Source organism: Xanthomonas sp. fls2-241-TYG-148 (genome assembly GCF_030208815.1).
Classification (GTDB): Bacteria; Pseudomonadota; Gammaproteobacteria; order Xanthomonadales; family Xanthomonadaceae; genus Xanthomonas; species Xanthomonas campestris.
The window spans coordinates 149,204-174,310 of the sequence record NZ_JARVTE010000018.1; the positions used below are offsets into that span (position 1 = coordinate 149,204).

General features: G+C 67.2%; 19 protein-coding genes and 1 pseudogene. 15 read left to right on the plus strand and 5 right to left on the minus strand.

Annotation, left to right across the window (positions count from 1 at the left end):
• Positions 1 to 235 precede the first annotated feature (235 nt).
• From rsmG to rpmG, 8 genes are all read left to right on the plus strand, one after another.
• Positions 236 to 874 (plus strand): 16S rRNA (guanine(527)-N(7))-methyltransferase RsmG, encoded by a 639-nt coding sequence (gene rsmG, locus QRM60_RS17125; RefSeq protein WP_115577905.1) that lies wholly within the window; start codon positions 236 to 238, stop codon positions 872 to 874.
• Between the two features lie 144 nt (positions 875 to 1,018).
• The gene (locus QRM60_RS17130; protein WP_285446688.1) at positions 1,019 to 2,836 is read left to right on the plus strand and encodes a DUF885 family protein; all 1,818 of its coding nucleotides are present in this window, start codon (positions 1,019 to 1,021) and stop codon (positions 2,834 to 2,836) included.
• A gap of 222 nt (positions 2,837 to 3,058) precedes the next feature.
• Entirely contained in the window at positions 3,059 to 3,445 is a 387-nt protein-coding gene (locus QRM60_RS17135) for a hypothetical protein (protein ID WP_016944268.1), read from the plus strand.
• A 55-nt stretch (positions 3,446 to 3,500) separates the two neighbouring features.
• Complete coding sequence (locus QRM60_RS17140; protein WP_285446689.1) at positions 3,501 to 4,766, plus strand: TolC family protein; 1,266 nt, start codon at positions 3,501 to 3,503, stop codon at positions 4,764 to 4,766.
• 212 nt (positions 4,767 to 4,978) lie between these two features.
• Positions 4,979 to 6,244: an efflux RND transporter periplasmic adaptor subunit gene (locus QRM60_RS17145; protein ID WP_228420253.1), complete on the plus strand. Its 1,266-nt coding sequence runs from the start codon at positions 4,979 to 4,981 to the stop codon at positions 6,242 to 6,244.
• A gap of 575 nt (positions 6,245 to 6,819) precedes the next feature.
• Positions 6,820 to 10,032 (plus strand): CusA/CzcA family heavy metal efflux RND transporter, encoded by a 3,213-nt coding sequence (locus tag QRM60_RS17150; RefSeq protein ID WP_285446690.1) that lies wholly within the window; start codon positions 6,820 to 6,822, stop codon positions 10,030 to 10,032.
• Between the two features lie 276 nt (positions 10,033 to 10,308).
• Positions 10,309 to 10,545 (plus strand): 50S ribosomal protein L28, encoded by a 237-nt coding sequence (rpmB, locus tag QRM60_RS17155; RefSeq protein WP_002809459.1) that lies wholly within the window; start codon positions 10,309 to 10,311, stop codon positions 10,543 to 10,545.
• 13 nt (positions 10,546 to 10,558) lie between these two features.
• Complete coding sequence (gene rpmG / locus QRM60_RS17160) at positions 10,559 to 10,726, plus strand: 50S ribosomal protein L33 (RefSeq protein ID WP_002809462.1); 168 nt, start codon at positions 10,559 to 10,561, stop codon at positions 10,724 to 10,726.
• 489 nt (positions 10,727 to 11,215) lie between these two features.
• Here the strand turns inward: rpmG and QRM60_RS17165 are convergent, their stop codons facing one another.
• The 3 genes from QRM60_RS17165 to QRM60_RS17175 all read right to left on the minus strand — a co-directional run bounded on the left by QRM60_RS17165 (position 11,216) and on the right by QRM60_RS17175 (position 14,186).
• Complete coding sequence (locus tag QRM60_RS17165; RefSeq protein WP_285446691.1) at positions 11,216 to 12,238, minus strand: amidohydrolase family protein; 1,023 nt, start codon at positions 12,236 to 12,238, stop codon at positions 11,216 to 11,218.
• A 228-nt stretch (positions 12,239 to 12,466) separates the two neighbouring features.
• The gene (locus QRM60_RS17170) at positions 12,467 to 13,522 is read right to left on the minus strand and encodes a 4-oxalomesaconate tautomerase (RefSeq protein ID WP_285446692.1); all 1,056 of its coding nucleotides are present in this window, start codon (positions 13,520 to 13,522) and stop codon (positions 12,467 to 12,469) included.
• Positions 13,515 to 14,186 carry a 4-carboxy-4-hydroxy-2-oxoadipate aldolase/oxaloacetate decarboxylase gene (locus QRM60_RS17175; RefSeq protein WP_285446693.1) on the minus strand — a complete coding sequence of 224 codons (672 nt, stop codon included), beginning with the start codon at positions 14,184 to 14,186 and terminating at the stop codon, positions 13,515 to 13,517. The genes QRM60_RS17170 and QRM60_RS17175 overlap by 8 nt, the downstream gene beginning before the upstream one ends.
• A gap of 101 nt (positions 14,187 to 14,287) precedes the next feature.
• Between QRM60_RS17175 and QRM60_RS17180 the strand changes: the two genes are divergently transcribed.
• From QRM60_RS17180 to uvrD, 4 genes are all read left to right on the plus strand, one after another.
• Positions 14,288 to 15,592 carry a LysR substrate-binding domain-containing protein gene (locus tag QRM60_RS17180; protein WP_285446694.1) on the plus strand — a complete coding sequence of 435 codons (1,305 nt, stop codon included), beginning with the start codon at positions 14,288 to 14,290 and terminating at the stop codon, positions 15,590 to 15,592.
• Positions 15,593 to 15,607: 15 nt separating this feature from the next.
• Positions 15,608 to 17,026: a cardiolipin synthase gene (cls, locus tag QRM60_RS17185; protein ID WP_029629072.1), complete on the plus strand. Its 1,419-nt coding sequence runs from the start codon at positions 15,608 to 15,610 to the stop codon at positions 17,024 to 17,026.
• Positions 17,027 to 17,332: 306 nt separating this feature from the next.
• Positions 17,333 to 18,724, plus strand: a complete 1,392-nt coding sequence (locus QRM60_RS17190) for an FAD/NAD(P)-binding protein (RefSeq protein ID WP_285446695.1) — start codon at positions 17,333 to 17,335, stop codon at positions 18,722 to 18,724.
• Positions 18,725 to 18,995: 271 nt separating this feature from the next.
• Positions 18,996 to 21,182: a DNA helicase II gene (gene uvrD / locus QRM60_RS17195; protein ID WP_285446696.1), complete on the plus strand. Its 2,187-nt coding sequence runs from the start codon at positions 18,996 to 18,998 to the stop codon at positions 21,180 to 21,182.
• A 181-nt stretch (positions 21,183 to 21,363) separates the two neighbouring features.
• Here the strand turns inward: uvrD and QRM60_RS17200 are convergent, their stop codons facing one another.
• Positions 21,364 to 21,621, minus strand: coding sequence for a hypothetical protein (locus QRM60_RS17200; protein ID WP_042597863.1), 258 nt, complete (start codon positions 21,619 to 21,621; stop codon positions 21,364 to 21,366).
• Between the two features lie 433 nt (positions 21,622 to 22,054).
• Between QRM60_RS17200 and QRM60_RS17205 the strand changes: the two genes are divergently transcribed.
• Entirely contained in the window at positions 22,055 to 22,636 is a 582-nt protein-coding gene (locus QRM60_RS17205; protein ID WP_285446742.1) for a sugar O-acetyltransferase, read from the plus strand.
• A 100-nt stretch (positions 22,637 to 22,736) separates the two neighbouring features.
• Positions 22,737 to 23,183 carry a universal stress protein gene (locus QRM60_RS17210; protein WP_011039095.1) on the plus strand — a complete coding sequence of 149 codons (447 nt, stop codon included), beginning with the start codon at positions 22,737 to 22,739 and terminating at the stop codon, positions 23,181 to 23,183.
• A 473-nt stretch (positions 23,184 to 23,656) separates the two neighbouring features.
• Here the strand turns inward: QRM60_RS17210 and tagK are convergent.
• Positions 23,657 to 24,314, minus strand: a pseudogene (gene tagK, locus QRM60_RS17215) (transcriptional regulator TagK).
• Positions 24,315 to 24,595: 281 nt separating this feature from the next.
• Between tagK and tssB the strand changes: the two are divergent.
• Positions 24,596 to 25,105, plus strand: coding sequence for a type VI secretion system contractile sheath small subunit (gene tssB / locus QRM60_RS17220; protein ID WP_228437123.1), 510 nt, complete (start codon positions 24,596 to 24,598; stop codon positions 25,103 to 25,105).
• Positions 25,106 to 25,107: the final 2 nt, after the last annotated feature.

A 25,107-nucleotide genomic window follows, 5' to 3' on the forward strand; every position in this document is an offset into this window, starting at 1 on the left:
ATCACGCTGATGCCGGGCGGGCGGACGCGCGTCCCCCACCGAACGCGTCAGGCCGCGCCGGGGATGCGCCGCTGTATCGCGCCCGACACGGTATGAATCAGGGGCTGGCTGGCGTCGGTGTGCACCGTGCTCGTGTGCTGCTACAGACGCTTCCCGCTTCCCGCTTCCCGCTTCCCGCTTCCCAATCCCCAATCCCCAATCCCGCCGCGCCACTGCCAGCTGCGATAATCGCGCCATGAACGATGCCGCACTTCCCCCCGATGTCTCCGCCGCACTGGCCAACGGCCTGCAGGCCCAATCCCTGGATGCGGACTTTGCCGCGCCGCTGCTGCGTTACCTGACGCTGCTGGTGCGCTGGAACAAGACCTACAACCTCACCGCCGTGCGCGACCCGCGCGAGATGGTCACCCGCCATCTGCTCGATTCGCTGGCCATGCAGCCCTACATCGTCAGCGGCACGTTGGCCGATCTGGGCACCGGCCCCGGGCTGCCCGGCATCCCGCTGGCAATCACCCGCCCGCAGCTGCAGGTCACACTGGTGGAAAGCAACGGCAAGAAGGCGCGTTTCATGCGAGAGGCGCTGCGGCACCTGACGCTGGGCAATGCCCGCGTGGCCGAGGCGCGTGCCGAGGCCGTGGACGAACCGGCCGCCTACGACCATCTCACCGCCCGCGCGCTGGATACGCTGGCCGGCATCATCGCCGTCGGCGGGCATCTGCTGCGCCCGGGCGGCAGCCTGCTGGCGATGAAGGGCGTCTACCCGCACGAGGAAATCGCCGCATTGCCCGCCGGCTGGCGCGTAGGCGAGGTGCATCCGCTGCAGGTGCCCGGCCTGGACGGCGAGCGTCACCTGGTGGTGGTGCACAAGGACTGATCTGGCGTGGCCGCACACGCGGCGGCGCGGATGGAAGCAAGCTCAACTGCAAGCCTGACGCACGCGTTGGGACTTCCGGCCCATGGCAGCCGGCCCGGTGCCTGCGATGATCGGAGGTTCGTTTCGACCGCAGGTTGCCCGCACGTGACATCTCCCCTTGCCGCCGCACTTTCGTTCGCCCTGCTGGGCCTGTCCTTCAGCGCCGATGCCGCGCCACCGGTAGCGGCCAACGCGCCGGCCACGCTGCGCGCCGAAGCGCCAGCCGATGCGCGCTTCCGCGCCATCTACGAGAAAGAATGGGCATGGCGGCAGGCCGAGACCGGCCAGGCCGACGAAGACACCGACACCACCGGCGACAACACCCGCCTACCCGACGTTGGCCCGGCCGCGCAGCAGGCGCGCCTGGCGGTCTGGGACGGCGTGCTCAAGCAGCTCGACGGCATCGACCCGGCCACGCTCTCGCCGGCCAACCAGGTCAACTACGCCATCTACCGCCCGCAGGTGGAAAACCTCGCCGCCGAAGTGCGTCTGCGCGCCTACGAGATGCCGTTCAATTCGGACAGCTCGTTCTGGTCCAACCTGGGTTTCATGGCGCAGCGGCCGATGAAGACCGCCGCCGAATACCGCGCCTACATCGCCCGCCTCAATGACGTGCCGCGCTATTTCGACCAGCAGGTCGCCAACATGCGCGCCGGCCTGGCCCGCGGCTTCAGCGTGCCGCGCGCGGTGCTGGACGGGCGCGATGGCTCCATCGCCACCGTGGCGCAGGTGAGCGACCCCACCGAGTCCACCTTCTACGCACCGTTCAAGCAGCTGCCCGCGCAGATCCCCGCCGCCGAGCAGGCGCAGCTGCGCGCGCAGGCCAAGGCGGCCGTGAGCGGCGCGGTGATCCCGGCGTACGCCAGGTTGCTGACCTTCTTCCGCAACGACTACGTGCCCAAGGCGCGCACCACCCTGGCCGCCGAAGCCATGCCCGACGGCAAGGCGTTCTATCGCCAGCAGATCCGCAAATACACCACGCTGGATCTCACCCCGGACCAGATCCACCAGATTGGCCTGGACGAGGTGGCGCGCATCCAGACCCAGATGAACGCAATCATCCAACAGGTTGGGTTCAAGGGCAGCTTTGCGCAGTTTTTGACCTTCCTGCGCACCGATCCACAGTTCTATGCCAAGACTCCGCAGGAGCTGCTGGACCGCGCCGCGTGGATTTCCAAGCGCGTGGACGGGCAAGTGGGCAAGTTCATCGGCACGCTGCCGCGCGGGCGCTTCACCATCAAGCCGGTGCCGGACGATATCGCCCCGTTCTGGACCGCCGGGCGCGGCGGCGCCACCACCTATTGGGTCAACACCTACAACCTGCCGTCGCGGCCGTTGTACAACCTGCCCGCGCTCACCCTGCATGAATCTTCGCCTGGCCACTCGCTGCAAGGCTCACTGGCGCTGGAACAGGGCGAGCAGCCGGCCTTTCGCCGCGAAAACTACATTTCCGCCTATGGCGAAGGCTGGGCGCTGTACACCGAAAAACTCGGCCAGGAGATGGGCATCTACGAGACGCCGTACGAAGAGTTCGGCCGGCTCACCTACGAGATGTGGCGCGCCTGCCGGCTGGTGATCGACACCGGTGTGCATCACGACGGCTGGAGCCGCGACCAGGCGCTGGCCTACCTGCGCGACCACACCGCGCTGAGCGAGCACGAAGTCACCACCGAGGTGGACCGCTACATCTCCTGGCCGGCGCAGGCGCTGAGCTACAAGCTCGGCGAGATTGCCATCGTCAAGCTGCGCGCCGAAGCCGAGCAGGCGCTGGGCGAGCGCTTCGACATCAAGGCCTTCCACGACGTGGTGCTGCGCCAGGGCTCGGTGACCTTGCCGGTGCTGGAACAGCAGGTGCGCGCCTTCATCGCGCAGAGCAAGGCCCGTCCGGCCGACCAGAAGCCGGCACCAACCACCGCGCCGTGATCGCCCGGGCCCGCAGCCACGCGGCGGCCTGCGCAGGAAGACGGCACCAGTGGCCCGCTCCACGTAGGAGCGGCCCTGGCCGCGAAGCCGTACCGATCCCCCAACCGACGTCCCGCACCCGTCAGGCCCACCCCGACACCGGCATCGGTGTTTCTACGCTTAACGCGACAAGACACCCGCACTGCGATTGTGTAACCCCCCCGGCCTCTATACGCTGCGGGCATGTTGCTCCGCCGCGCCCGCCTGTTGCACCCGTTGCTGCGCCTGATGGCGCTGGCGGTGCTGATGATGGGCGTGCTGGTCGCGCCCATCGCCTGTGCGCTGGGCGACGTGCATGCCCTGGCGCATGACCAGGCACATCTGGACGACACCGCCGCGCATGGCCACGACGGTGCCGACGAAGCCGATGCGGGCGGCGACCAGGATGGCGCCGGCCTGCTGCATGCCCTGATGCACAGCGGCTATTGCCACGGGCACAGCCCGGCCCTGTTGTCGGCCGCAGCGTGGGGCCCCTTGCCGGCCAGCGCGCAGGCGCAGCCGGCGCCGCTGCCCAGCGTCTACCGCTCGCACCTGATCGAGACCCTGTTGCGTCCCCCGATCGCGGCGTGATGCATCGCCGGCAGCTGCCGGCCTGTCCATCGATCCCGATTCCGGAGACACCCTCATGTGGTTGCGACTGACGGCACTTGCCGTCTTCGCGGTCGTGCCGTGCGCCATGGCGCAGGACGTACCGCCCAAGCCCGTGCTGACCCTGGACGACGCCATTGCGCGCGTTGCCCGGCAGCATCCCGATCTGCGCCTGGCCGATGGCCAGCGTGCGGTGCTCACCGCCGAAGCCGAACGCGACGCCCTGCGCCCGCCGCTGCGCCTGGGCGCACAGGTCGAAAACGTGTTCGGCACCGGACCTGCGCGCGCGCTGGACCAGGCCGAACTCACCGTCACCCTGGCCGGGGTGCTGGAGCGCGGCGGCAAGCTCGACGCGCGCCGCACCCTGGCCCAGGCGCGCATCGACGCGCTGGCACCACAACGCGCATTGGCACGGCTGGATGTGTTGGCCGAAGTGGCGCGGCGCTATCTGGCCATCAGCCTGGCGGCGCAGCGGCAGACGGTGGCGTTGGAGACGCTGGCGCAACGGCAGCGCACCGTGCGGGCGGCGCGTCAGCGCCTGCAGGCCGGCGCATCGCCCGAATCGGTGGTGCTGACCGCGCAGGCGCTGCAGGCCCGTGCGGAACTGGAGCGCGATCGCGCGCAGCAGGAATGGTTGGCCGCATGTCGGCAGCTGGCGGTGTTGTGGGGCGAACGCACGCCCGACTTCGCCGCAGTCACCGGCGACCCACTACAGCTGCCGGCGATTCCCGACTTCGACGTGCTGGCGCAGCTGCTCGATGCCACGCCCGAGCTGAAGCGCTTGAACAACGAACAGCGCGTGCGCGAGGCACGGGTGCGGCTGGCCCGCAGCCAGGCACGCCCGGATCTGGATTGGCAGGTGGGCGTACGCCGCCTGCAGGGCAGCGATGCCACTGCGCTGGTCGGCGGCGTGTCGTTGGCGCTGGGCAGCGCGGCACGTGCGCAGCCGGAGATCCGCGCGGCCGAAGCGGAGCTGTCGTTGCTGGACATCGAACGGCAGTCGCAGGCGCTGGTGCTCTACACCACGCTGGCCGATGCGCACGGTCGTTACCGCGCTGCACAGCTGGAAGTCAGCCGCATGCGCGAGGACGTGCTGCCCGCGCTCGCCCGCGCCGATGCTGCTGCCGAGCGCGCCTACCGCGCCGGCGCCACCAGTTATCTGGATTGGGCGCAATTGCAGGCGCAGCACAACGACGCACGTCAGCAGCAACTGGCCGCCGCATCCGAGGCGCAGACCGCGCTGATCGAAATCCAGCGCCTGACCGGCCAGCCGTTTGTCGTGCCCGCGCAGGTGACGCCATGAGCCTACACGTCTGGCACCTGCAGTGCCGCAGCAGGCTGATCGCACTGCTGCCTGCACGCATCACCGCCGGTTGTCTTGCAGCGGCGGCACGCCTGCGCGTGCTGCCACGCGCACATCTGCAGACGCACACATCGCGCACCACCTCCACGCGCTGTTCTTCATCGCTTGCCACCTCCAGCGCACTGCGCGGGCACCTCACAGGATCTGTTTCCATGACCACGACTTCTTGGATCGCGCCGCTGTTGCTGGCGCTGCTGCTGGGCGGCTGCGGCCGTGACGGCGAAGACGCACACGCGCATGCCGGCGAAACCGCAGAACACGGCGGCGAGGCGCACGCCGAGGAAGCCGCCAAAGGCAGCCATGGCGGGCGCCTGCTGAGCCAGGACGGCGACAGCGTCGAGTTGGCGATTGCCGAAGACGGCACCCCACCCACCTACCAGGCCTGGCTCTACCGCGATGGCAAACCACTGCCGGCAACCGCCGGCAGCGTGGAGGTGCGGCTGACCCGTCTGGGCGGCGCCACCGAAGTGCACCGGCTCAGCGCACGCCCCGATGGCCGCCTGCTGGCCGACAGCGTGGTGGCCGAGCCGCATTCGTTCGATGTCGAGCTGCGCGCGACGGTGCAAGGCAAGGCGCATCGCTGGACCTATGACAGTTACGAAGGCCGCACCACGATCGCCGCGGCGATCGCCAAGGAAAGTGGCATTCGCGTGGCACCGGTGGCCGCCGGCAGCATTGCCGACCAGCATGAGGTGCAGGGCCTGCTGACGCCGGCCGAAGGCGGGCAGGCACAGGCCACCGCGCGCTTCCCCGGCCCGGTGCGCAGCCTGCGCGCCAACGTGGGCGACCAGGTGCGCGCCGGGCAGGTACTGGCCACGGTGGAGAGCAATCTGAGCCTGACCACCTACAGCGTGAGCGCGCCGATCAGCGGCACCGTGCTGGCACGCAACGCCAGCGTGGGCAGCAATGCCGGCGAAGGCCAGGCGCTGTTCGAAATCGCCGACCTCTCCACCTTGTGGGTGGACCTACACATCTTCGGCGCCGATGCCGGGCACATCACCGCCGGCGCGCCGGTCACCGTGACCCGCATCAGCGACGGTGTGGTGGCGCAGACCACGTTGGAGCGGGTATTGCCAGGCACCGCAACCGCGAGCCAGAGCACGGTGGCGCGCGCGGTGCTGCGCAATACCGATGGCCTGTGGCGGCCAGGGTCGGCAGTGAAGGCGCGGGTGACGGTGGCGCAGCAGCCGGCCAAGTTGGTGGTGCCGGTGGCCGCGTTGCAGCAGTTCCGCGATTGGCAGGTGGTGTTCGTGCAGGTGGGCGAGACCTACGAGGTGCGGCCGTTGACGCTGGGTGCGCGCGATGCGCAGCAGGTGGAGGTGCTGTCGGGGGTGGCGGCGGGGGATGTGGTGGTGGTGGAGCAGAGTTATCTGGTGAAGGCGGATATCGAGAAGTCGGGGGCGTCGCATGATCATTGATCGTTGCGTGTCTGCGGTGTCCTCCGCTGCGCTGGCATTTCAGTTGGGTTTGCCGGTGTTTCGTGACAGCTCAAACCATGGCGTGTGCGCGGTTGCGTGCTTCGCTAGCAATAACGAACGTGGTGTTCGGTCTTTTCGGATGGTGCAAGGGCAGGGGCTTTCACGCCCTCTCGGGCGCGAGTCACTTTTCTTTGCTTGTGCAAAGAAACGTAACCAAAAGAAAGCACACCCCGCCTACGCGCCCTTCGGGTGCGCGGAGCCGGCGGGAATTTTCGGAAGGGACATCCTGTCCCTGCCGAAAACGTCGCGCATCCTTGCGCGCCGCCCCGGTGGGGTTTGCCCACCGTCTACGCCGCTGCGGAAGGGGCCCCGGTACGGCAACGGCAAGATCGAAAGCAACAGCAACAGCAACAACAGATATGCCAATGGCAATGCTGATCACAAAGACGCTCGCTGCATCAGCTGTCGCTGCAGTGATTGGGGCAGTGCTGGGTTCTTTGGCGCGATAAGTCGCAGGCGCGCTGTTGGCGCGATCACTGCGCCATGTACGTCGCGCGTTTGTGGAGGTGCCCGCCATGCTTACTAAGATCATTCGGTTTGCGATCGCGCAGCGGTGGTTGATGCTGGCGTTGACGGGGGTGTTGATTGCGATCGGTGCGTGGAGTTTTTCGCGGTTACCGATCGATGCCACGCCGGATATCACCAATGTGCAGGTGCAGGTCAATACGGCGGCGCCGGGATATTCGCCGTTGGAATCCGAGCAGCGGGTGACGTTTCCGTTGGAGACGGTGCTGGCGGGGCTGCCGGGCTTGGAGTCCACGCGGTCCTTATCGCGCTACGGGTTGTCGCAGGTGACCGCGGTGTTTGCCGATGGCACCGATCTGTACTTTGCGCGGCAGCAGGTGGCCGAGCGGCTGCAGCAGGTGAAGTCGCAATTGCCGCCGGAGCTGGAGCCGCAATTGGGGCCAATCGCAACGGGCTTGGGCGAGATCTTCATGTACACGGTCGAAGCCAAGCCGAACGCGCGCAAGGCCGATGGCAGTGCATGGACCGCGACCGATCTGCGCACCTTGCAGGATTGGGTGGTGCGCCCGCAGTTGCGCAACGTGCCTGGCGTGACCGAGGTCAACACCATCGGCGGGCATGCACGGCAGATCCATATCACCCCGGATCCGGCGCGTCTGGTGGCGTTGGGCTTCACGCTGGACGATGTGGCTCAGGCGGTGGAGGCCAACAACCGCAACGTCGGTGCCGGCTACATCGAACGCAGCGGGCAGCAGTTCCTGGTGCGGGTGCCGGGGCAGGTGGATGACATCGCGCAGATCGGGGCGATTGTGCTGGATCGGCGCGAAGGCGTGCCGATCCGGGTGCGCGATGTGGCACAGGTGGGCGAAGGTCGCGAGCTGCGCAACGGTGCCGCCACGCAGGACGGAACCGAGGTGGTGCTGGGCACGGTGTTCATGCTGGTGGGCGCCAACAGCCGCACGGTGGCGCAGGCGGCTGCGCAGCGGCTGGAGTTGGCCAACGCCAGTCTTCCGGCCGGTGTGCGTGCGGTGCCGGTGTACGACCGCACCGCATTGGTGGACCGCACCATCGTCACCGTTGCCAAGAACCTGATCGAAGGCGCGTTGCTGGTGATCGTGGTGCTGTTCCTGATGCTGGGCAATGTACGTGCAGCGCTGATCACCGCCGCGGTGATCCCGCTGGCGATGTTGTTCACCCTCACCGGCATGGTGCGCGGTGGGGTGTCGGGCAATCTGATGAGCCTGGGCGCGCTGGATTTCGGCCTGATCGTCGATGGCGCGGTGATCATCGTGGAGAACTGCCTGCGCCGTTTCGGCGAGGCGCAGGCACGGCTGGGCCGCGTGCTGGAACGTGACGAGCGCTTTGCCCTCACCGCCGAGGCCACCGCCGAGGTGATCCGCCCCAGCCTGTTCGGTGTGGGCATCATCGCGGCGGTGTATCTGCCGGTGTTCGCGCTCACCGGTATCGAGGGCAAGATGTTCCACCCGATGGCAGTCACCGTGGTGCTCGCGCTCACCGGCGCGATGCTGCTGTCGCTGACCTTCGTGCCGGCGGCCATCGCCTTGTTGCTCGGCGGCAAGGTGGCCGAGCACGAAAACCGCGCCATGCGCTGGGCACGCGGGGTGTATGCGCCGCTGCTGGATCGCGTGTTGCGGCATGCGCGCTGGGTCGGCGTTGGTGCGCTGGCCACGGTGGTGTTGTGTGCGGCGCTGGCCACCCGGCTGGGAAGTGAATTCATCCCGAACCTGGACGAGGGCGACATCGCCCTGCATGCCATGCGCATTCCCGGCACCAGCCTGGAGCAGGCGATCAGCATGCAGGCCACGCTGGAGCGGCGCATCAAGCAGTTCCCTGAAGTGGCGCACGTGTTCGGCAAGCTGGGCACGGCGGAAGTGGCCACCGACCCGATGCCGCCATCGGTGGCCGATACGTTCTTGATCATGCATCCGCGCGAGCAATGGCCGGATCCGCGCAAGCCCAAGGCGCAGTTGGTGGCCGAGATCGAAGCGGCGGTGCGGCAATTGCCCGGCAACAACTACGAGTTCACCCAGCCGATCCAGATGCGCATGAACGAGCTGATTTCCGGCGTGCGTGCGGATGTGGCGATCAAGCTGTACGGCGATGACCTGGACACGCTGGTGACGGTGGGTCGGCGGATCGAGGCCGTCGCCCGCAGCGTGCCTGGCGCGGCCGACGTGGGCCTGGAGCAATCCACCGGACTGCCGATGCTGGCCGTGGTGCCCGATCGCGACGCGTTGGCCGGCTACGGCCTCAATCCCGGCGTAGTGCAGGACACCGTGGCCGCGGCGGTGGGCGGGCAACCGGCCGGGCAATTGTTCGACGGCGACCGCCGCTTCGACATCGTGGTGCGCCTGCCGGAAGCCTTGCGCCAGGACCCGACCGCGCTGGCCGACCTGCCGATCCCGCTGCAGGGCGATGGCGAACGCAACGATGCGGACGAATCCAGCCGCGCGGCCGGGTGGCGCAGCGGTGCGCCGACCACGGTGCCGTTGCGCGAGGTGGCCAGGATCGAGAGCGTGCTCGGGCCGAACCAGATCAATCGCGAAGACGGCAAGCGGCGCATCGTCATCACCGCCAATGTGCGCGACCGCGATCTGGGCAGTTTCGTGGCTGAGGTGCAGCAGCGTGTGCAGGCCGAGGTGGCGCTGCCGACCGGTTACTGGATCGGCTACGGCGGCACCTTCGAGCAGCTGATCTCCGCCGGCCAGCGCTTGGCCTGGGTGGTGCCGGCCACCCTGCTGCTGATCTTCGCGCTGCTGTACTGGTCGTTCGGTTCGTTGCGCGATGCGGTGGTGGTGTTCAGCGGCGTGCCGCTGGCGCTGACCGGCGGCGTGGTGGCGCTGGCGCTGCGCGGGTTGTCGCTGTCGATCTCGGCCGGTGTGGGCTTCATCGCGCTATCGGGCGTGGCGGTGCTCAACGGCCTGGTCATGATCGCTTTCATCCGCGGCCTGCGCGATGCGGGCATGCCACTGGAGCAGGCCCTGCGCGAAGGCGCGTTGGCGCGCTTGCGGCCGGTGCTAATGACCGCACTGGTGGCGGCACTGGGATTCGTGCCGATGGCCTTCAATGTCGGTGCCGGTGCGGAAGTGCAGCGCCCGCTGGCCACGGTGGTGATCAGCGGCATCGTCTCCTCGACCCTGCTTACCTTGCTGGTGTTGCCGGTGCTGTACCGCTGGCTGCACCGCGAGCGCGCCCCACGCACCGCAGCGATGACGGCGCCGCAGCACGGGGGCACGCCATGAGCGCGCCCTGTTGCGTATGCGGGGAGGCGTCTGGAGGGCCGCCGCCCGGGAGGGGGGGGTACAGGCCGGCCTAAGTGCTTGCGGTACAAGGAAATGCCGTGCATAATGCGCGGCTCGCTGTGCCCGGATCGCTCCGGACGGCGGCACCCAACGCGATGGGGTGCCGGCCTGCTCCCAGCGTAAGTACTTGATTCCCAACGTTGCGTGGCAGCCAGGCGCTGTCGGGGCCGCCGTTTTCCTGGCTAAGGAAGACACCAAACTTTATCGAGGTGCGCAATGTCCCGCGTATGCCAAGTGTCCGGCAAGCGTGTGCAGACGGGTAACAACGTCTCCCACGCAAACAACAGAACCCGTCGTCGTTTCCTGCCCAACCTGCACGAGCGCCGCTTCTGGGTCGCCAGCGAAAACCGCTGGGTCAAGCTCCGTGTTTCCGCGCATGCGTTGCGCACCATCGACAAGAACGGGATTGATGCCGTTCTGAAAGAGCTGCGTGCGCGCGGCGAAAAGGTCTGAGGAGTAAGCAGTCATGGCAAAAGGCAAGCGTGACAAGATTCGTATGATTTCCTCGGCCGCTACCGGCCACTTCTACACCACGGATAAGAACAAGAAAAACACTCCGGGGAAGATGGAAATGATGAAGTACGACCCGGTCGTGCGTAAGCACGTCATGTACAAGGAAGGCAAGATCAAGTAATCCACCGATTACGTGATCTGCTTCCAACAAAAACCCCGCCGCGAGGCGGGGTTTTTGCGTTTGCGGAGTGTTGCGGGGTTTGATCGCAACAATGGTTTAAATCCGCATACTTCCTGGGCCACTACGCCTCGGCGGACTACATCCCCTCTCCTGCGGGAGAGGGGCAGGGGTGAGGGTACGGGGCGAAGCCACTCGCAGTGGTTGGAGTGCCAGAGGCTTCGCACGTACCCTCATCCGCCCCTGCGGGGCACCTTCTCCCGATGGGAGAAGGGAACACCGCTACAGCCCACGCGCAGGCAGTTGCGCATCCAGGCGCGGGTAGACCCACCTGGCGTTCTGGGCCACTACACCTCGGCGGACGGCATCCCCTCTCCTGCGGGAGAGGGTGCGGGGCGAGGCCACTCGCAGTGGTTGGAGTGCCAGAGGCTTCGCACGTACCCTCATCCGCCCCTGCGGGGCACCTTCTCCCGCTGGGAGACGGGAACATCGCTACAGCCCACGCGCACGCAGTTGCGCATCCAGGCGCGGGTAGACCCGCCGCGCGTTGCCTTCGAACACCTTGCGCTTGTCTGCATCGGAGATGGTCAGTGCATCGATGTAGCGCTTGGTGTCGTCGAAGTAATGCCCGGTTTGCGTGTCGATGCCGCGCACCGCGCCCACCATTTCCGAGCCGAACAGGATGTTGTCGATGTCGATCACTTCGAACAGCAGGTCGATGCCCGGCTGGTGATACACGCAGGTATCGAAGAACACATTGCGCATCACATGCGTGGCCAGCGGCGGTTTGCCCAGCATGTCGGCCAGCCCGCGAAAGCGCCCCCAGTGGTAAGGCACCGCGCCGCCGCCATGCGGAATGATGAAGCGCAAGCTCGGGAAGTCGCCGAACAGATCGCCTTCCAGGAACTGCATGAAGGCGGTGGTATCCGCGTTGAGGTAGTGCGCACCAGTGGCGTGGAAGTTGGCATTGCAGCTGCCGGACACATGCACCATCGCTGGCACATCCAGCTCCACCATCTTCTCGAAGAACGGGTACCAGGCACGGTCGGTGAGCGGTACGCCGTTCCAGTGCCCGCCGGACGGGTCGGGATTGAGATTGCAGCCGACAAAGCCTAGTTCGTTGACGCAGCGTTCCAGCTCGGCGATGGAGTGGCTGATCGGAACGCCCGGCGACTGCGGCAGCTGGCAGACACCGATGAAGGTGTGCGGATACAACTGCACCACGCGCGCGATCAGGTCATTGCAGCGCTGCGTCCAGGCCTGGCTCACCGCTTCGTCGCCGATGTGGTGGGCCATGGTGCTGGCGCGTGGCGAAAAAATGGTCATGTCCGCGCCACGCTCGCGCAGCAACCGCAGTTGGTGCTGTTCGATGCTCTCGCGTAGCGCATCGTCGGAAATGTGCGGGTACTGCGGGGCCGGTTGCTGCGGGTTGTCGTGATGGGCGATCTGCGCCTTGCGGAACGCATCGTGCGCAGCAGGTGCGGTGGTGTAGTGGCCGTGGCAGTCGATGATCATCGGGTCGTCTGGTGTGAGGGAACGTGCGCATCGCGCGGTTGCTTGCAGCCGCTGCAGCCGGGCGCGCGGGATCGGCAGGTGCCTACATACGCGCGTTTGCGCAGGCGGTAGCCGCTGCAGGCGGCACATCGCGCAGACGGTAGCGCCTGAGCTGCCGAGTGCACCGGCAGCTGCATCAAGCTCCCGGCCGTGCCGTCATTGGCAGGCGTGAATGGCATGGGCCGCTGACTAGCCAAACAGCACCCCATCGAACAGTTTGCGGGCCGTGCGCACGACGGCGGCGCGCACCACGTTGCCGTGCGCGTCCAGTGCAATGAGGCAGCTGCTGGCACCGCTGGGGTGTTCGATCTCCAGCTGCTGCGTGGTGCCGCCCGGCAGCTGTGCCAGCGCGTGCGCCGGCGTGCCGGGCAGCAGGCAGGCAGTGGCCACGGTGACCGCACCCAGCACGCCAATGGAGGCATGGCAGCGATGCGGAATGAACGAACGCACCGTGATCGCGCCGCCGTTGCGCGGGGCGGAAACCAGCATCAATTTCGGCACGGTGGCGGTGGCCACATCGCCCAGCCGCATCAGCGGCCCGGCCTGCAGGCGCAGGGTCTCCAGGCGCGCCTTGAGCGCGACATCGGCATCGAGCGTGGCGCGGTCTTCGTCGCCGCGGATGCCCACATCGCTGGCACGCAGTACCACGCAGGGCATGCCGTTATCGATCAGCGTGACCGCAATGCCGTCCAGCAGGTCCACCGGGTTGCCGGTGGGTAGCAGTGCGCCGCAGCTGGAACCGGCGATCTCGGCAAAGGCCAGCGCGACGGGCGCGGCGGTGCCGGGCACGCCATCGATCCGGGTGTTGCCGGCGTAGGTCACCTGGCCGCCCGGCGTGCACACGGTGGCGGTGGCCACGGTGCCGGTGTTGCGCATGAAGATGCGCACCGCAGTCTGGCCGTCCTGGGCAGGCAGCAGGCCGCGCTCCAGTGCGAATGGCCCCACGCCGGCCAGCAGGTTGCCGCAGTTCTGCGCGTCGCTGACCTGCGCCTGGTCCACCGAGACCTGCACGAACAGGTAGTCCACGTCGGCATCGTCGCGCGCGGAGCGGCTTACTACCGCCACCTTGGAGGTGAGCGGGTCGGCGCCGCCCATGCCATCGATCTGGCGCAGGTCCGGCGAGCCATAGGCGCGCAGCAGGAAGGCATCGCGCGCGGCGGTGTCGGCCGGCAGGTCCGCAGCCAGGAAGAACCCGCCCTTGGAGGTGCCGCCGCGCATCCACATCGCGCGCACGCCCTCAGACATAGCGCAGGCCCTTCGCGGCCAGCCGCTCGCGCATGGCGTAGATGTCCAGGCCCAGTTCGCCGCGCGCCAGCCGCTCGCGCTTGATCAGTTCACGCGCTTCGCGTGCCTGGGCTTCGGCCAGCACTGCCTGCGCCTGGGTGCTTGGCACCACGCAGACGCCGTCGTCGTCGGCCACCACCACATCGCCCGGCTGGATCAGCTGCCCGGCGCAGACCAGCGGCACGTTCACCGCGCCCAGGGTCTCCTTGATGGTGCCCTGCGCGCAGATGGCGCGGCTCCACACCGGGAAGCCCATGGCGGTGAGGTCGCGCACGTCGCGCACGCCGGCGTCGATGATCAGCCCACGGCAGCCGCGCGCCTGCGCCGAAGTGGCGAGCAGGTCGCCGAAATAGCCGTCGCAGCACTCGCTGGTGGGCGCGACCACCAGCAGGTCGCCGTCGCGCAGTTGCTCGATCGCCACATGCATCATCCAGTTGTCGCCCGGCGGGACCGACACCGTGACGGCGGTGCCGGCGATGCGGCAGCCGGCATAGATCGGCCGCAGCCGGTGATGCAGCAGCCCGCTGCGGCCCATGGCTTCGTGCACGGTGGCGACGCCCGCCTGCGCCAAGCCTTGCACGACCGCGACCGGGGTACGCGCGATGTCGGTGACGACCTGGCTCATCCATCCATCCTCGTTAGCAATGCGCCGAGTCTGTTGGTGGAGCGCTTTCTGGCTCAAGATCAATTTAAGGTATGTCTATTGGTTCTGCTTATAGTTAGAGCATGTCGACACCCTTCGAACTCAACCTGCGCCACCTGTATGCCATGCATGTGGTGGCCGAAGCGGGCAGCGTCAGCGCCGCCGCGCCACAGGTGAACCTGTCGCAGCCGGCGCTCACCCAAGCCATCGCGCGGCTGGAACAGCAACTGGGCGTGCGGTTGTTCGACCGCCATCCCGGCGGCATGGCCGGCACCGAGGCCGCGCGCCTGCTGGCACCGCGGGTGGCGCGCGCATTGGCGCATCTGGGGCGCGGGCTGCGGGTGGCGCGGCGCGCGCTGCGGCTGCCGGCCCGCCCGGGCCTGGAGCGGCGGGTGTCGCTGGGGCAGCTGCAGGCACTGGTGGCGGTGGACGTGGCCGGCAGCTATTCGTTGGCGGCGGTGCGCACCGGGGTCTCGCAGCCGGCCATCTACCGCGCGGTGCAGACGCTGGCCGATGTGGTCGAAGTGCCGTTGATCGTGCGCCGCGGCAAAAGCGTGCACGCCACGCCGGTGGCGCTGCGGCTGCTGCGGCAGGTGCGGCTCGCCCTGGCGGAGCTGGGCGCCGGGCTGGACGAGGTGGCCGCGCTGCGCTCCCAGCACGCAGGGCGGGTGACGGTGGGGGTGATGCCACTTGCCCGCGCTGTATTGCTGCCGCGGGCGCTGGCGCGCTTCGCACGCAGCCACCCCGGTGCCACCGTCAGCGTGGTCGAAGGGCCGTATCCCGAGTTGCTGGCGCAGCTGCGCGAGGGCGGGCTGGACCTGTTGATCGGCGCGTTGCGCGAGCCGTTGCCCGTGCACGACGTGGTGCAGGACGCGCTGTTCGACGATGCGGCGGTGATCGTGGCGCGTAGCGGGCATCCGCTGGCCGGGCAGGCCTACGCCTTCGCGCAATTGCTGGACTACCCATGGGTGGTGGCGGCCACGGGCACGCCGCTGCGCGCGCGCTGGGAGCGCATGTTCCGCGACCAGCAGCTGGAGCCGCCGCCGCCGCGCATCGAATGCGGGTCGGTGCTGGTCATCCGCGGGCTGCTGCTGGAAGACGAGTGGCTGACCGTGATGTCGCGTGACCAGTTCCTGTTCGAACAACGCGCCGGGCTGCTGTGCGAGATCGGCCTTGCGGTGCCGCAGCTGCGCCGGCAGATTGGCCTGACCACACGCGCCGACTGGCACCCCACCCGCGCGCAGTCGGCCTTCGTGCAGACCGTGCGCCAGGTGTGCGCCGACCGCGCACTGCCGGCCGATACCGCAGCCGGGCAATTCCGGCATTGCGCGGCGGCGTCCGGACCGTTGCGTTTATGCGCGGCCCGGTCAGAATCGGGCTCCCCTTGAAGAGACCCGATGCCGATGCTGCCTGACTGGTTGCAAGGGACCTGGCTGCTGGCGCTGGACTGGGCGATCCGCCTGGCCGCGCTGCTGTGGATCCCCACCCGCACCACGCCTGGGGCGGCGCGCAGCTGGTTGCTGCTGATCGGCTTCGTGCCGGTGGTTGGCCTGCCGCTGTACCTGTTGTTCGGCCACCCGTGGCTATCGCGGCAGCGCGTACAACGCCAGGCCACGGCCTCGCAGGTGATCCGCGAGCAGCAGCTGCCATTGCACGCCTTGCGCTGGACCCCGCAGCCGGACACCAGCAGCGCCGAAGTGGTGCCGTTGATCGAGCGGCAGGGCGATTTCATGCCAACGCTGGGCAATGCGGTGGAACTGCTGGACGACTACGAGGCCTCGCTGCAGGCGCTGATCACCGCGATCGACCAGGCGCAGGAACGCGTGCATCTGCTGTATTACCTGATGTTCGACGATGCGGTGGGCGAGGCGGTGGTGGCTGCGCTGGAACGCGCCTGCGCACGCGGCGTGCGCTGCCGCTTGCTGCTGGATGCGATGGGCGCCAAGCGTGGCCTGCGCCGTTATCGCCAGCGCCTGCAAGCCAGTGGCGTGGAGGTGCTGGCCTTGCTGCCCGGCGGGCTGCGTTGGCGCCGCAGCGGGCGCATGGACCTGCGCAACCACCGCAAGATTGCGGTGATCGACAACCAGGTCGGCTTTGTCGGCTCGCAGAACCTGGCCGCACCCGGCTTCATCGCCGGCGCGCCCAATCGCGAACTGGTCGCGCGCGTGCGCGGTCCGGTGGTCAACCACCTGGAAGCGGTGTTCGCCAGCGACTGGTTCACCGAAACCGGGCAGCGCCTGGACGTGTGGCCGGACGCACCGGTGTACGACGACAACATCGCCACCCAGTTGCTGCCCAGCGGGCCGGCGTATCCGTTCGAGAACGCGCGCGACGCGATCAACGCGGTGATCCACCTGGCGCGCCGCAAGGTGGTGCTGGTCACGCCGTATTTCGTGCCGGATGAAGCCATGCTCAGTGCGCTGCGCATCGCCGGGATGTCTGGCGTGGACGTGCAGTTGATCCTGTCCGAACACAACAACCAGCGGCTGGCGGCGTGGGCGCAGGAAGCCTATTTCGAAGAGTTGCTGCGCTGTGGAGTGAAGATTGCGCTGTACCGGCCGCACTTTCTGCATGCCAAGCACCTGAGCGTGGACGAAGACATTGCGCTGGTGGGCTCGATCAACCTGGACATCCGCTCGTTTGCGCTCAATGCCGAGATCGGCATGCTCTGCTACGACCGCAACGTGGTGCTGCGCCTGCGCGAGATCGAGCAGGATTACCTGGCGCAGTCGCAGCCGGTGGACATCGCGCAGTGGCGCCGCCGCCCGGCCTGGCGGCGAAGCCGCGAAGGCATCGCACGCCTGGCGGATGCATTGATGTAGCGGGCGGCTGGATGGCTGTCGCGCGGTGAGGTCTGGCATTGAAGCGTCGGGCAGCATGGTGGCCTGATTCGCAAAGCGTTGGCGTAGTGCATGCACGCACGCTGCTGCCACGGGTGATAGAGAGCAGCCCACCCACAGCGTGGCGCCGGCCAGTACCGGCCTGGGTGCTGCGTGCAGTCTCACCGCGTGGGGCTGCGAACCTCACCCAGCAGTCAGCTGCCGCGCAGCGAATCCAGCACCTCACATGTCGGTTGCTGCTGCACCGGTGGTCATGGGTCCGACGCAGCCATCGCCTACAATTGCGGCATGAACGAACAGCGTGTGCCCGGCGATGCAGCGATCGCCATCGTCGGTGGTGGCGCGTCCGGCGTGCTGGTGGCCTTGCAGCTGCTGCGCCAGGCCACCGCGCCGCTGCAGATCGTCATGATCGAGCCCAGCGGGGTACTGGGCGAAGGCGTGGCCTACGCCACGGCGCGGCCCGAGCATCTGCTCAATGTGCCGGCCGCGCGGATGAGCGCGCTGGCCGAGTTGCCAGGCGATTTTGTCGCCTACCTGCAGGCCACGCAGGCCTGCCCGGCGCTGGACGCGGCGCAACTGCCGCAGCAGTTCGTGGGCCGCTGCCTGTATGCGCCGTACCTGCGTGCGCGGTTGCAAGAGGCCTGCGCGCACAGCCCAGCCACACTCACTGTCTGCAGCGCTCGCGTACGCGACCTGCAGCCCAATGCCGCAGGCGCGCTGCTGCACTTGGACAACGGCCAGCACCTGCAGGCTGCCAGCGTGATCCTGGCGGTGGGCAATGCCTTGCGGCCGCTGCCATTGCGCGGTGCCGCCGGCCTGGCGCCCGGCCAGCGCGTGGAAGCCTGGGACACGCCGGCAGTGGCGCAGATTCCGCAGGACGCGGCGGTGTGCATTATTGGCTCCGGGTTGAGCATGGCCGACAGCGTGGTCACCCTGGCCGCGCAGCAGCACCGCGGCGCGGTGCACGTGGTGTCGCGGCACGGCTTGCTGCCGCTGCCGCACGCACACGCCACGCCGGCACCGTTCGACCCGCAACCGCTGCTGGCACTGCCCCTGCGCGCGCGCGCGCGCGCATTGCGCCGGCACGCGCGCGACGCGGCCGCGCAGGGCCTGCCCTGGCAGAGCGTGATGGAGCGCATCCGCCCGTCGAGCCAGGCGCTATGGCAGACGCTGTCGGCCGCCGACCAGCGCCGCTTCTTGCGGCATGTGGTGCGCTATTGGGATGTGCACCGCCACCGTATCGCCGCGCCGGTGCATGCGCAGTTGCAGGCAATGCAGGCGCGCGGGCAATTGCAACTGCATCGCGCGCGGCTGGATGTGGCGTACCAGGCCGGTGCCTGTGTGCGGGTGAGCGCCAGTGCCGGCGCCGGGCATGCGCTGCAGCTGGATGTGCAGACACTGATCAACGCCACCGGCGTGGAAATGCGCGTGCAGGCCATGCGCAACGGCCTGCTGCAGCAGCTGCTGGGCCAGGGCATCGCCACGCCCGGCCCGCATGGCATCGGCGTGGACACCGCCGCCAATGGCGCGCTGCTCGATGCCGATGGCCGCCCCAATCCACGCCTGCGGGTGATCGGCAGCCTGCGCATCGGCTCGCTATGGGAAAGCCTGGCGGTACCGGAGCTGCGTGAGCAGGCAACGGCGATTGCGCGGGATGTGCTGGTATTGCTTGGGCGGTGAGGGGCGTTATTCCCTTCTCCCGCTGGGAGAAGGTGGCGCGAAGCGCAGGATGAGGGTGCGAGCGAAGCTCTCGTGTTACCCACCACTCGTAGTGGCTTCGCCCCGTACCCTCACCCCAACCCCTCTCCCGTAGGAGAGGGGCGTTGTTCCCTTCTCCCGCCGGGAGAAGGTGCCCCGAAGGGGCGGATGAGGGTCCGAGCGAAGCCTCGCATCCCAAACCGCTTCATCCCAATCTCAGCCGCAGCGACGCCACAAGCGGTAAAATGCCGGGGTGGATGTCTCTCATTTGCTCGATCATTTAAACCCCGCCCAGCGCGAGGCCGTTTCCGCGCCGCCGGGGCATTACCTTGTGCTGGCCGGCGCCGGCTCCGGCAAGACGCGCGTGCTGATCCATCGCATTGCCTGGCTCAATGAAGTCCAGGGCGTGCCCAACCACGGCATCTTCGCGGTGACCTTCACCAACAAGGCCGCCGGCGAAATGCGCCACCGCACCGACCTGCAGCTGCGCAACGGCAGCCGCGGGATGTGGATCGGCACCTTCCATGGGCTGGCCCATCGCCTGCTGCGCCTGCACTGGCAGGACGCGCGGCTGCCGGAAGGCTTCCAGGTCATGGACAGCGACGACCAGTTGCGGCTGGTCAAGCGCGTGGTGCAGTCGCTGGAGCTGGACGAGAGCAAGTATCCGCCCAAGCAGATGAGCTGGTGGATCAACGAGCAGAAGGACGAAGGCCGCCGCCCGCAGCACATCCAGCCCGAGCCCAACGACGACTGGACCGAGGTGCGCCGGCAGGTGTACGCCGCCTACCAGGAACGCTGCGACCGCTCCGGCCTGCTGGATTTCGCCGAGCTGCTGCTGCGCGCACACGAATTGCTGCGCGACACCCCGGCCTTGCTGGCGCACTACCGCGCGCGCTTTCGCGAAATTCTGGTGGACGAGTTCCAGGACACCAACGCCATCCAGTACGCCTTCGTGCGCGTGCTGGCTGGCGAGAGCGGCCACGTGTTCGTGGTGGGCGACGACGACCAGGCCATCTATGGCTGGCGCGGTGCCAAGGTCGAGAACGTGCAGCGCTTTTTGAAGGACTTCCCCGGCGCGCAGACGGTGCGGCTGGAGCAGAACTACCGGTCCAGCGCCAATATTCTGGGCGCGGCCAATGCGGTGATCGCGCACAACCCCGACCGCATCGGCAAACAGTTGTGGACCGATTCCGGCGATGGCGACCCGATCGATCTGTACGCGGCCTATAACGAAGTCGACGAGGCCCGCTATGTAGTCGAGCGCGCGCGCCAGTGGGTGCGCGATGGCGGCAGCTATGGCGAAGTGGCGGTGCTCTATCGCAGCAATGCGCAATCGCGCGCGCTGGAAGAAGCACTGATTGCCGAACAACTGCCGTACCGCGTGTACGGCGGCATGCGCTTTTTCGAACGCGCCGAAATCAAGGACGCGCTGGCGTACCTGCGCATGCTCACCAACCGCAGCGACGATGCGGCGTTCGAGCGTGCGGTCAACACGCCCACGCGTGGCATTGGCGATCGCACCCTGGATGAAGTGCGCCGGCTGGCACGCGTCAATGCGCTGTCGCTGTGGGAAGCGGCAATGCTGTGCACGCAGGAAAACACCCTGGCGGCGCGTGCACGCAATGCACTGGCTACGTTCCTGAGCCTGGTCGGCCAGCTGCAGGCCGAAACCGGCGAGATGGACCTGGCCGAGCGCATCGACCATGTGCTGATGCGCTCCGGCCTGCGCGAGCATTGGGCCAAGGAAAGCCGCGGCGGGCTGGATTCGGAATCGCGCACCGAGAACCTGGACGAACTGGTCTCGGTGGCCTCGCGCTTCACCCGCCCGGACGATGAAGACAGCCAGGGCATGACCGAACTGGTGGCCTTCCTCGCCTACGCCTCGCTGGAAGCCGGCGAAGGCCAGGCGCAGGCCGGCGAAGAAGGCGTGCAGCTGATGACGCTGCACTCGGCCAAGGGCCTGGAATTTCCGATCGTGTTCCTGGTCGGGCTGGAAGATGGCCTGTTCCCCAGCGCACGCTCGCTGGAAGAAAGCGGCCGGCTCGAAGAAGAACGCCGCCTGGCCTACGTAGGCATCACCCGCGCGCGCCAGAAGCTGGTGCTGTGCTACGCCGAATCGCGGCGCATCCACGGCCAGGACAACTACAACGTGCCGTCGCGCTTTCTGCGCGAGATCCCGCGTGACCTGCTGCATGAGGTGCGGCCCAAGGTGCAGGTCTCGCGCACCGCCTCGCTGGGCGCCGCACGCGGCGGCCCGGTGCACGCCGTGGTGGACGCTGCACCGATCAAGCTCGGCGCCAATGTCGAACACCCCAAGTTCGGTGGTGGCGTGGTCGTCGACTACGAAGGTGCCGGCGCGCATGCACGCGTGCAGGTGCAATTCGATGAAGTGGGCGCCAAGTGGCTGGTGATGGCGTATGCGAATCTGACGGTGGTGTAGGCGAGCCCTTACCAGCGCCAATCCTGTCGCCTGGGTGAAGCTATCAGGGCAAGCTGGCGCTTATCGGTAGGGCGGAAGAGGCTGGCTGATGTCGGAGCTCACCAAGCCCGCCGAGATTGCTTCATCGCTTGACGACCAGCCTGAGGGCAGATGGCATTGCATCGACTTTGGTGCCGTACGCCTACATTTCCCAGCTGAAGGTGGAGTTGATTCGCTTACCTCCTATGGTGAGCGTCGACTTGTTCGCGAGCACAACTAGTGCAAATGGTGGCACTCCCTGGCCGCCACCCGGGTAAATCAACCGCAATATTCTGCGTTTGGTATCGAAGGTTTTTACCTCGAAGTCGTTCTGCAATGGGACGCCCTTGCTGTCGCCCGGCGCGTAGAAATGGATGCTGGCGATAACAGGGCGGCCGTCGTTGCCGACTTCAAATGTCATTGCGTAGCCGCCGCCTTCGAAGGAAAGGCTTGAGGTGGCGTAAGCGGGTGGGCTGCAGCAGATCGCAAGCAGCGCGGCCAGGCAAACGTAAAAACGTTTTTTCATGGTGTCATCCTTGAGAGCGCACAGCGTGGAACGGCACTGTCGGAGCGAGTATTACTTATGCCGCTGCCGCGTCACAACGCATCTGCATCTGACGATGCGAATATTGCGGCTTCTGCGTGCCCTTAACAGCCGCCTGGCAATTGCTCGCCACCTTCCTTGGCGCTACTAGGGCCGAGCCAGTGATCTCTCTCTGGTTATATGCGGCACAGGCAACGAGTCAGGTCAGAAGATCCAGACAGCCAAACGCGGTGGTGCGCTGCCCGATGCATTCGCGACAGCTTTCGTGACAAGCTGCGGTCGAACCGACTTTATGAAGGCACACAGCCCGATGTGCACCGAAAAACAGAAGATGCTCGCAGGCGAGCTGTACAACGCAGCTGATCCCGAATTACAGGCAGATCAGGCTGCCGCCGCCGCGTGGATGGCGCGTTACAACGCCGCTGCGCAACAGCCCGCTGCGCAGCGCCACGCGTTGCTGGTCGAGCGTCTGGCCGAGGTGGGTGCGGGTGCGGTGATTCGCCCGCCGTTCCATTGCGACTATGGCTACAACATCCGCTTGGGTGCGGGAGTTTTTCTCAACTTCAATTGCGTGATTCTGGATGTGTGCGAGGTCAGCATCGGCGATGGCACGCAGATCGGGCCGGCGGTGCAGTTCTACGCGGCTGATCATCCGCGCGATGCGACTGATCGTGCCAGCGGGCTGGAGTTTGGCCGACCGATCCATGTGGGACGCAATGTGTGGATTGGCGGCGGCGCGATCATTCTTCCGGGCGTGCGCATTGGTGACGATGCGTTGATCGGCGCCGGTGCGGTGGTCACCCGCGATGTGCCGGCAGGCGCTACTGCGGTGGGGAATCCTGCGCGTGTGCGCATGGCGCGCACCGATCCGCAGGCGACCCCGACCGACTGACCGCGTATCCCGCTGAATTGATCTGTCTCAAGGCGATAGTTGCGCCGCGCTGTCACGCTGATTTCCGCCGGTGGATGTGCCGGCATTCCAGGAGGCCACCATGTACAAACGTATCCTGATCGCCATCGATGCGTCCGAGCTGTCCCATCGCGGGTTGTTTCAGGGCCTGGAACTGGCCAAGGCCACTGGCGCCAAGGTCGACATCGTCACCGTCTCCGAGCCGTGGGCGATGGGCATGTACGACGCGATGGGTTGGAGCGTGGGGTACGAAGCCAGCCCGGACTATCGCAAGGAGCGCGAGGCGGCTGCGGAAAAGATCCTGCGCCCGGCTGTGGAGTTGGCGATCGCTGCGAACCTCAAGGCGACCGCGCGGCACGTGCTTGACCGTTTTGCGGCCGAGGGCATTGTGCAGACCGCCGAGGAGTGCAAGAGCGACCTGATCGTGATGACTTCGCACGGCCGCCGCGGCATGAGCCGCGTATTGCTCGGCAGCCAGACGGTGGAAGTGCTGACGCACAGCACGATTCCGGTGCTGGTGATTCGTTGAGATTGCGGTTGATGCGTTGATGCGAACGCGATGACCAATCAGGTTCAGGCTGGTCGTGCAGAACGTTTGTAGGAGCGCCCTTGGGCGCGATGGGCGTTACCGGTAAGGCCTCATCGCGCGCAAGCGCGCTCCTACGCAGGGGCGTGCAGCTCGTCATTTGCTTGAGGTAGCTCGGCAACAGCCGCGCTCAGCGGCATGCGCAGCGTGATGCATGCAGCGCGTCGTAGGAGCGCCCTTGGGCGCGATGGGCATTACCGGGAAGGCCTCATCGCGCGCAAGCGCGCTCCTACGTAGGTGTGTGCAGTTGTTCATTCGCCTGAGGTAGCTCGGCAGCAGCGCGCTCAGCGGCATGCGCATCGTGATGCGTGCGGATCATCGTAGGAGCGCCCTTGGGCGCGATGGGCATTACCGGGAAGGCCTCATCGCGCGCAAGCGCGCTCCTACGTGCATCTCGGGTCCAACCAGCCCCACGCTCAGCCGTCCATCGGCTCCAGCTGCGCCGCAAACCGCGGTATCGGCCGTGCCAGTCGGCGCAGGGCTTCGGCATGCACCAGCGGGGCGCCGTGGGTGGGCGCGATGGCGCTGGTGCGCGGGGTGTTGCGCTCGGGTTGCACGTCCTGGCCGAGTTCGCGCATGAAGCGCCACATCGGCATGTAATGGCCACGCCGCGGTGTCTGCGCGGCGGGGGCGGCGCGGCATTGCCGGCGCCACTGGATCGGCGGCATGCCGAAGCGCTGCTGGAACGCACGCTGGAACTGGCGTTCAGAGGCAAACCCCATTTCATACAGCAACCAGGTCAGGCTGCACTCCGGGTACGCCTGCAGATAGCGGTGCACGGTGCGCAGCCGTTGCTCGCGGATATAGCTGGCCACGCCGCCGCGCGACTGGAACAGCCGGTACAACGACGCACGCGATAACGCGAAGGCCTGCTGCAGCGAGTCGGTGCCCAGCTCGGCCTCGCCGATGTGCTGCTCGATATACGCCAGCAGGTCGATCATCAACGCGGCGCTGGCCTCGCCAGGCATGATCGGCGCGGTGGTCAGGGTGGTGCGGTAGGACATGGTCATGCGCGTGCATCACGGCCCACTCCCCGGGGCCTGTCCCTTGATCAACCGAGAAAAGCGCCGGCAACCCATCACGGCGATGTCACGAAATCGGCGATGCATCACGCATCCATGCGATTGAGACGAATTGTCGGGTGAGCGCCCAGGGCCATTCCTAGACTCGCCGCAGCGCTGAGAAAGCGGCACCACGGCCCTGTTCGGCACGCGTGGTGCGCGGCGGGTGCGGGGTTCGCACACCGGGCGCCACAGCACGGTCCAGGCCGTCACACCGGGCCGGCGGAATCAGGCAAATGCAGCGCACGTGCATCGCACGGTGGCGCAACGGGCAAGCTCAATCGGAGATCAGGCATGGCCAGCAGTCAGAAGTTCATCGCCCGCAATCGGGCACCACGCGTGCAGATCGAATACGACGTGGAGGTCTACGGCGCGCAGAAGAAGGTGCAGATCCCATTCGTGATGGGTGTGATGTCGGACCTGTCCGGTGTCAACGCCGGCGAGCTGCCCTCGCTGGAAGAACGCAAGGCCCTGGAGATCGATGTCGACAACTTCGACAGCCGTCTGCAGTCAATGCGCCCGCGTGTGCAGTTCAAGGTGCCCAACACGCTTACCGGTGAAGGCGAGCTGGCGGTGGATATCACTTTCGAAAGCATGGACGACTTCTCGCCTGCCGCCATCGCGCGCAAGGTCGAGCCGCTGGCCAAGCTGCTGGAAGCACGCACGCAGCTGGCCAACCTGGACACCTACATGGACGGCAAGGCCGGCGCCGAGCAATTGATTGCGCAAGCCATCCGTGACCCGGCACTGCTGCAGTCGCTGGTGTCCGCCGCCAAGCCTGCCTCCGAGCCGGAAGGAGCCTGACC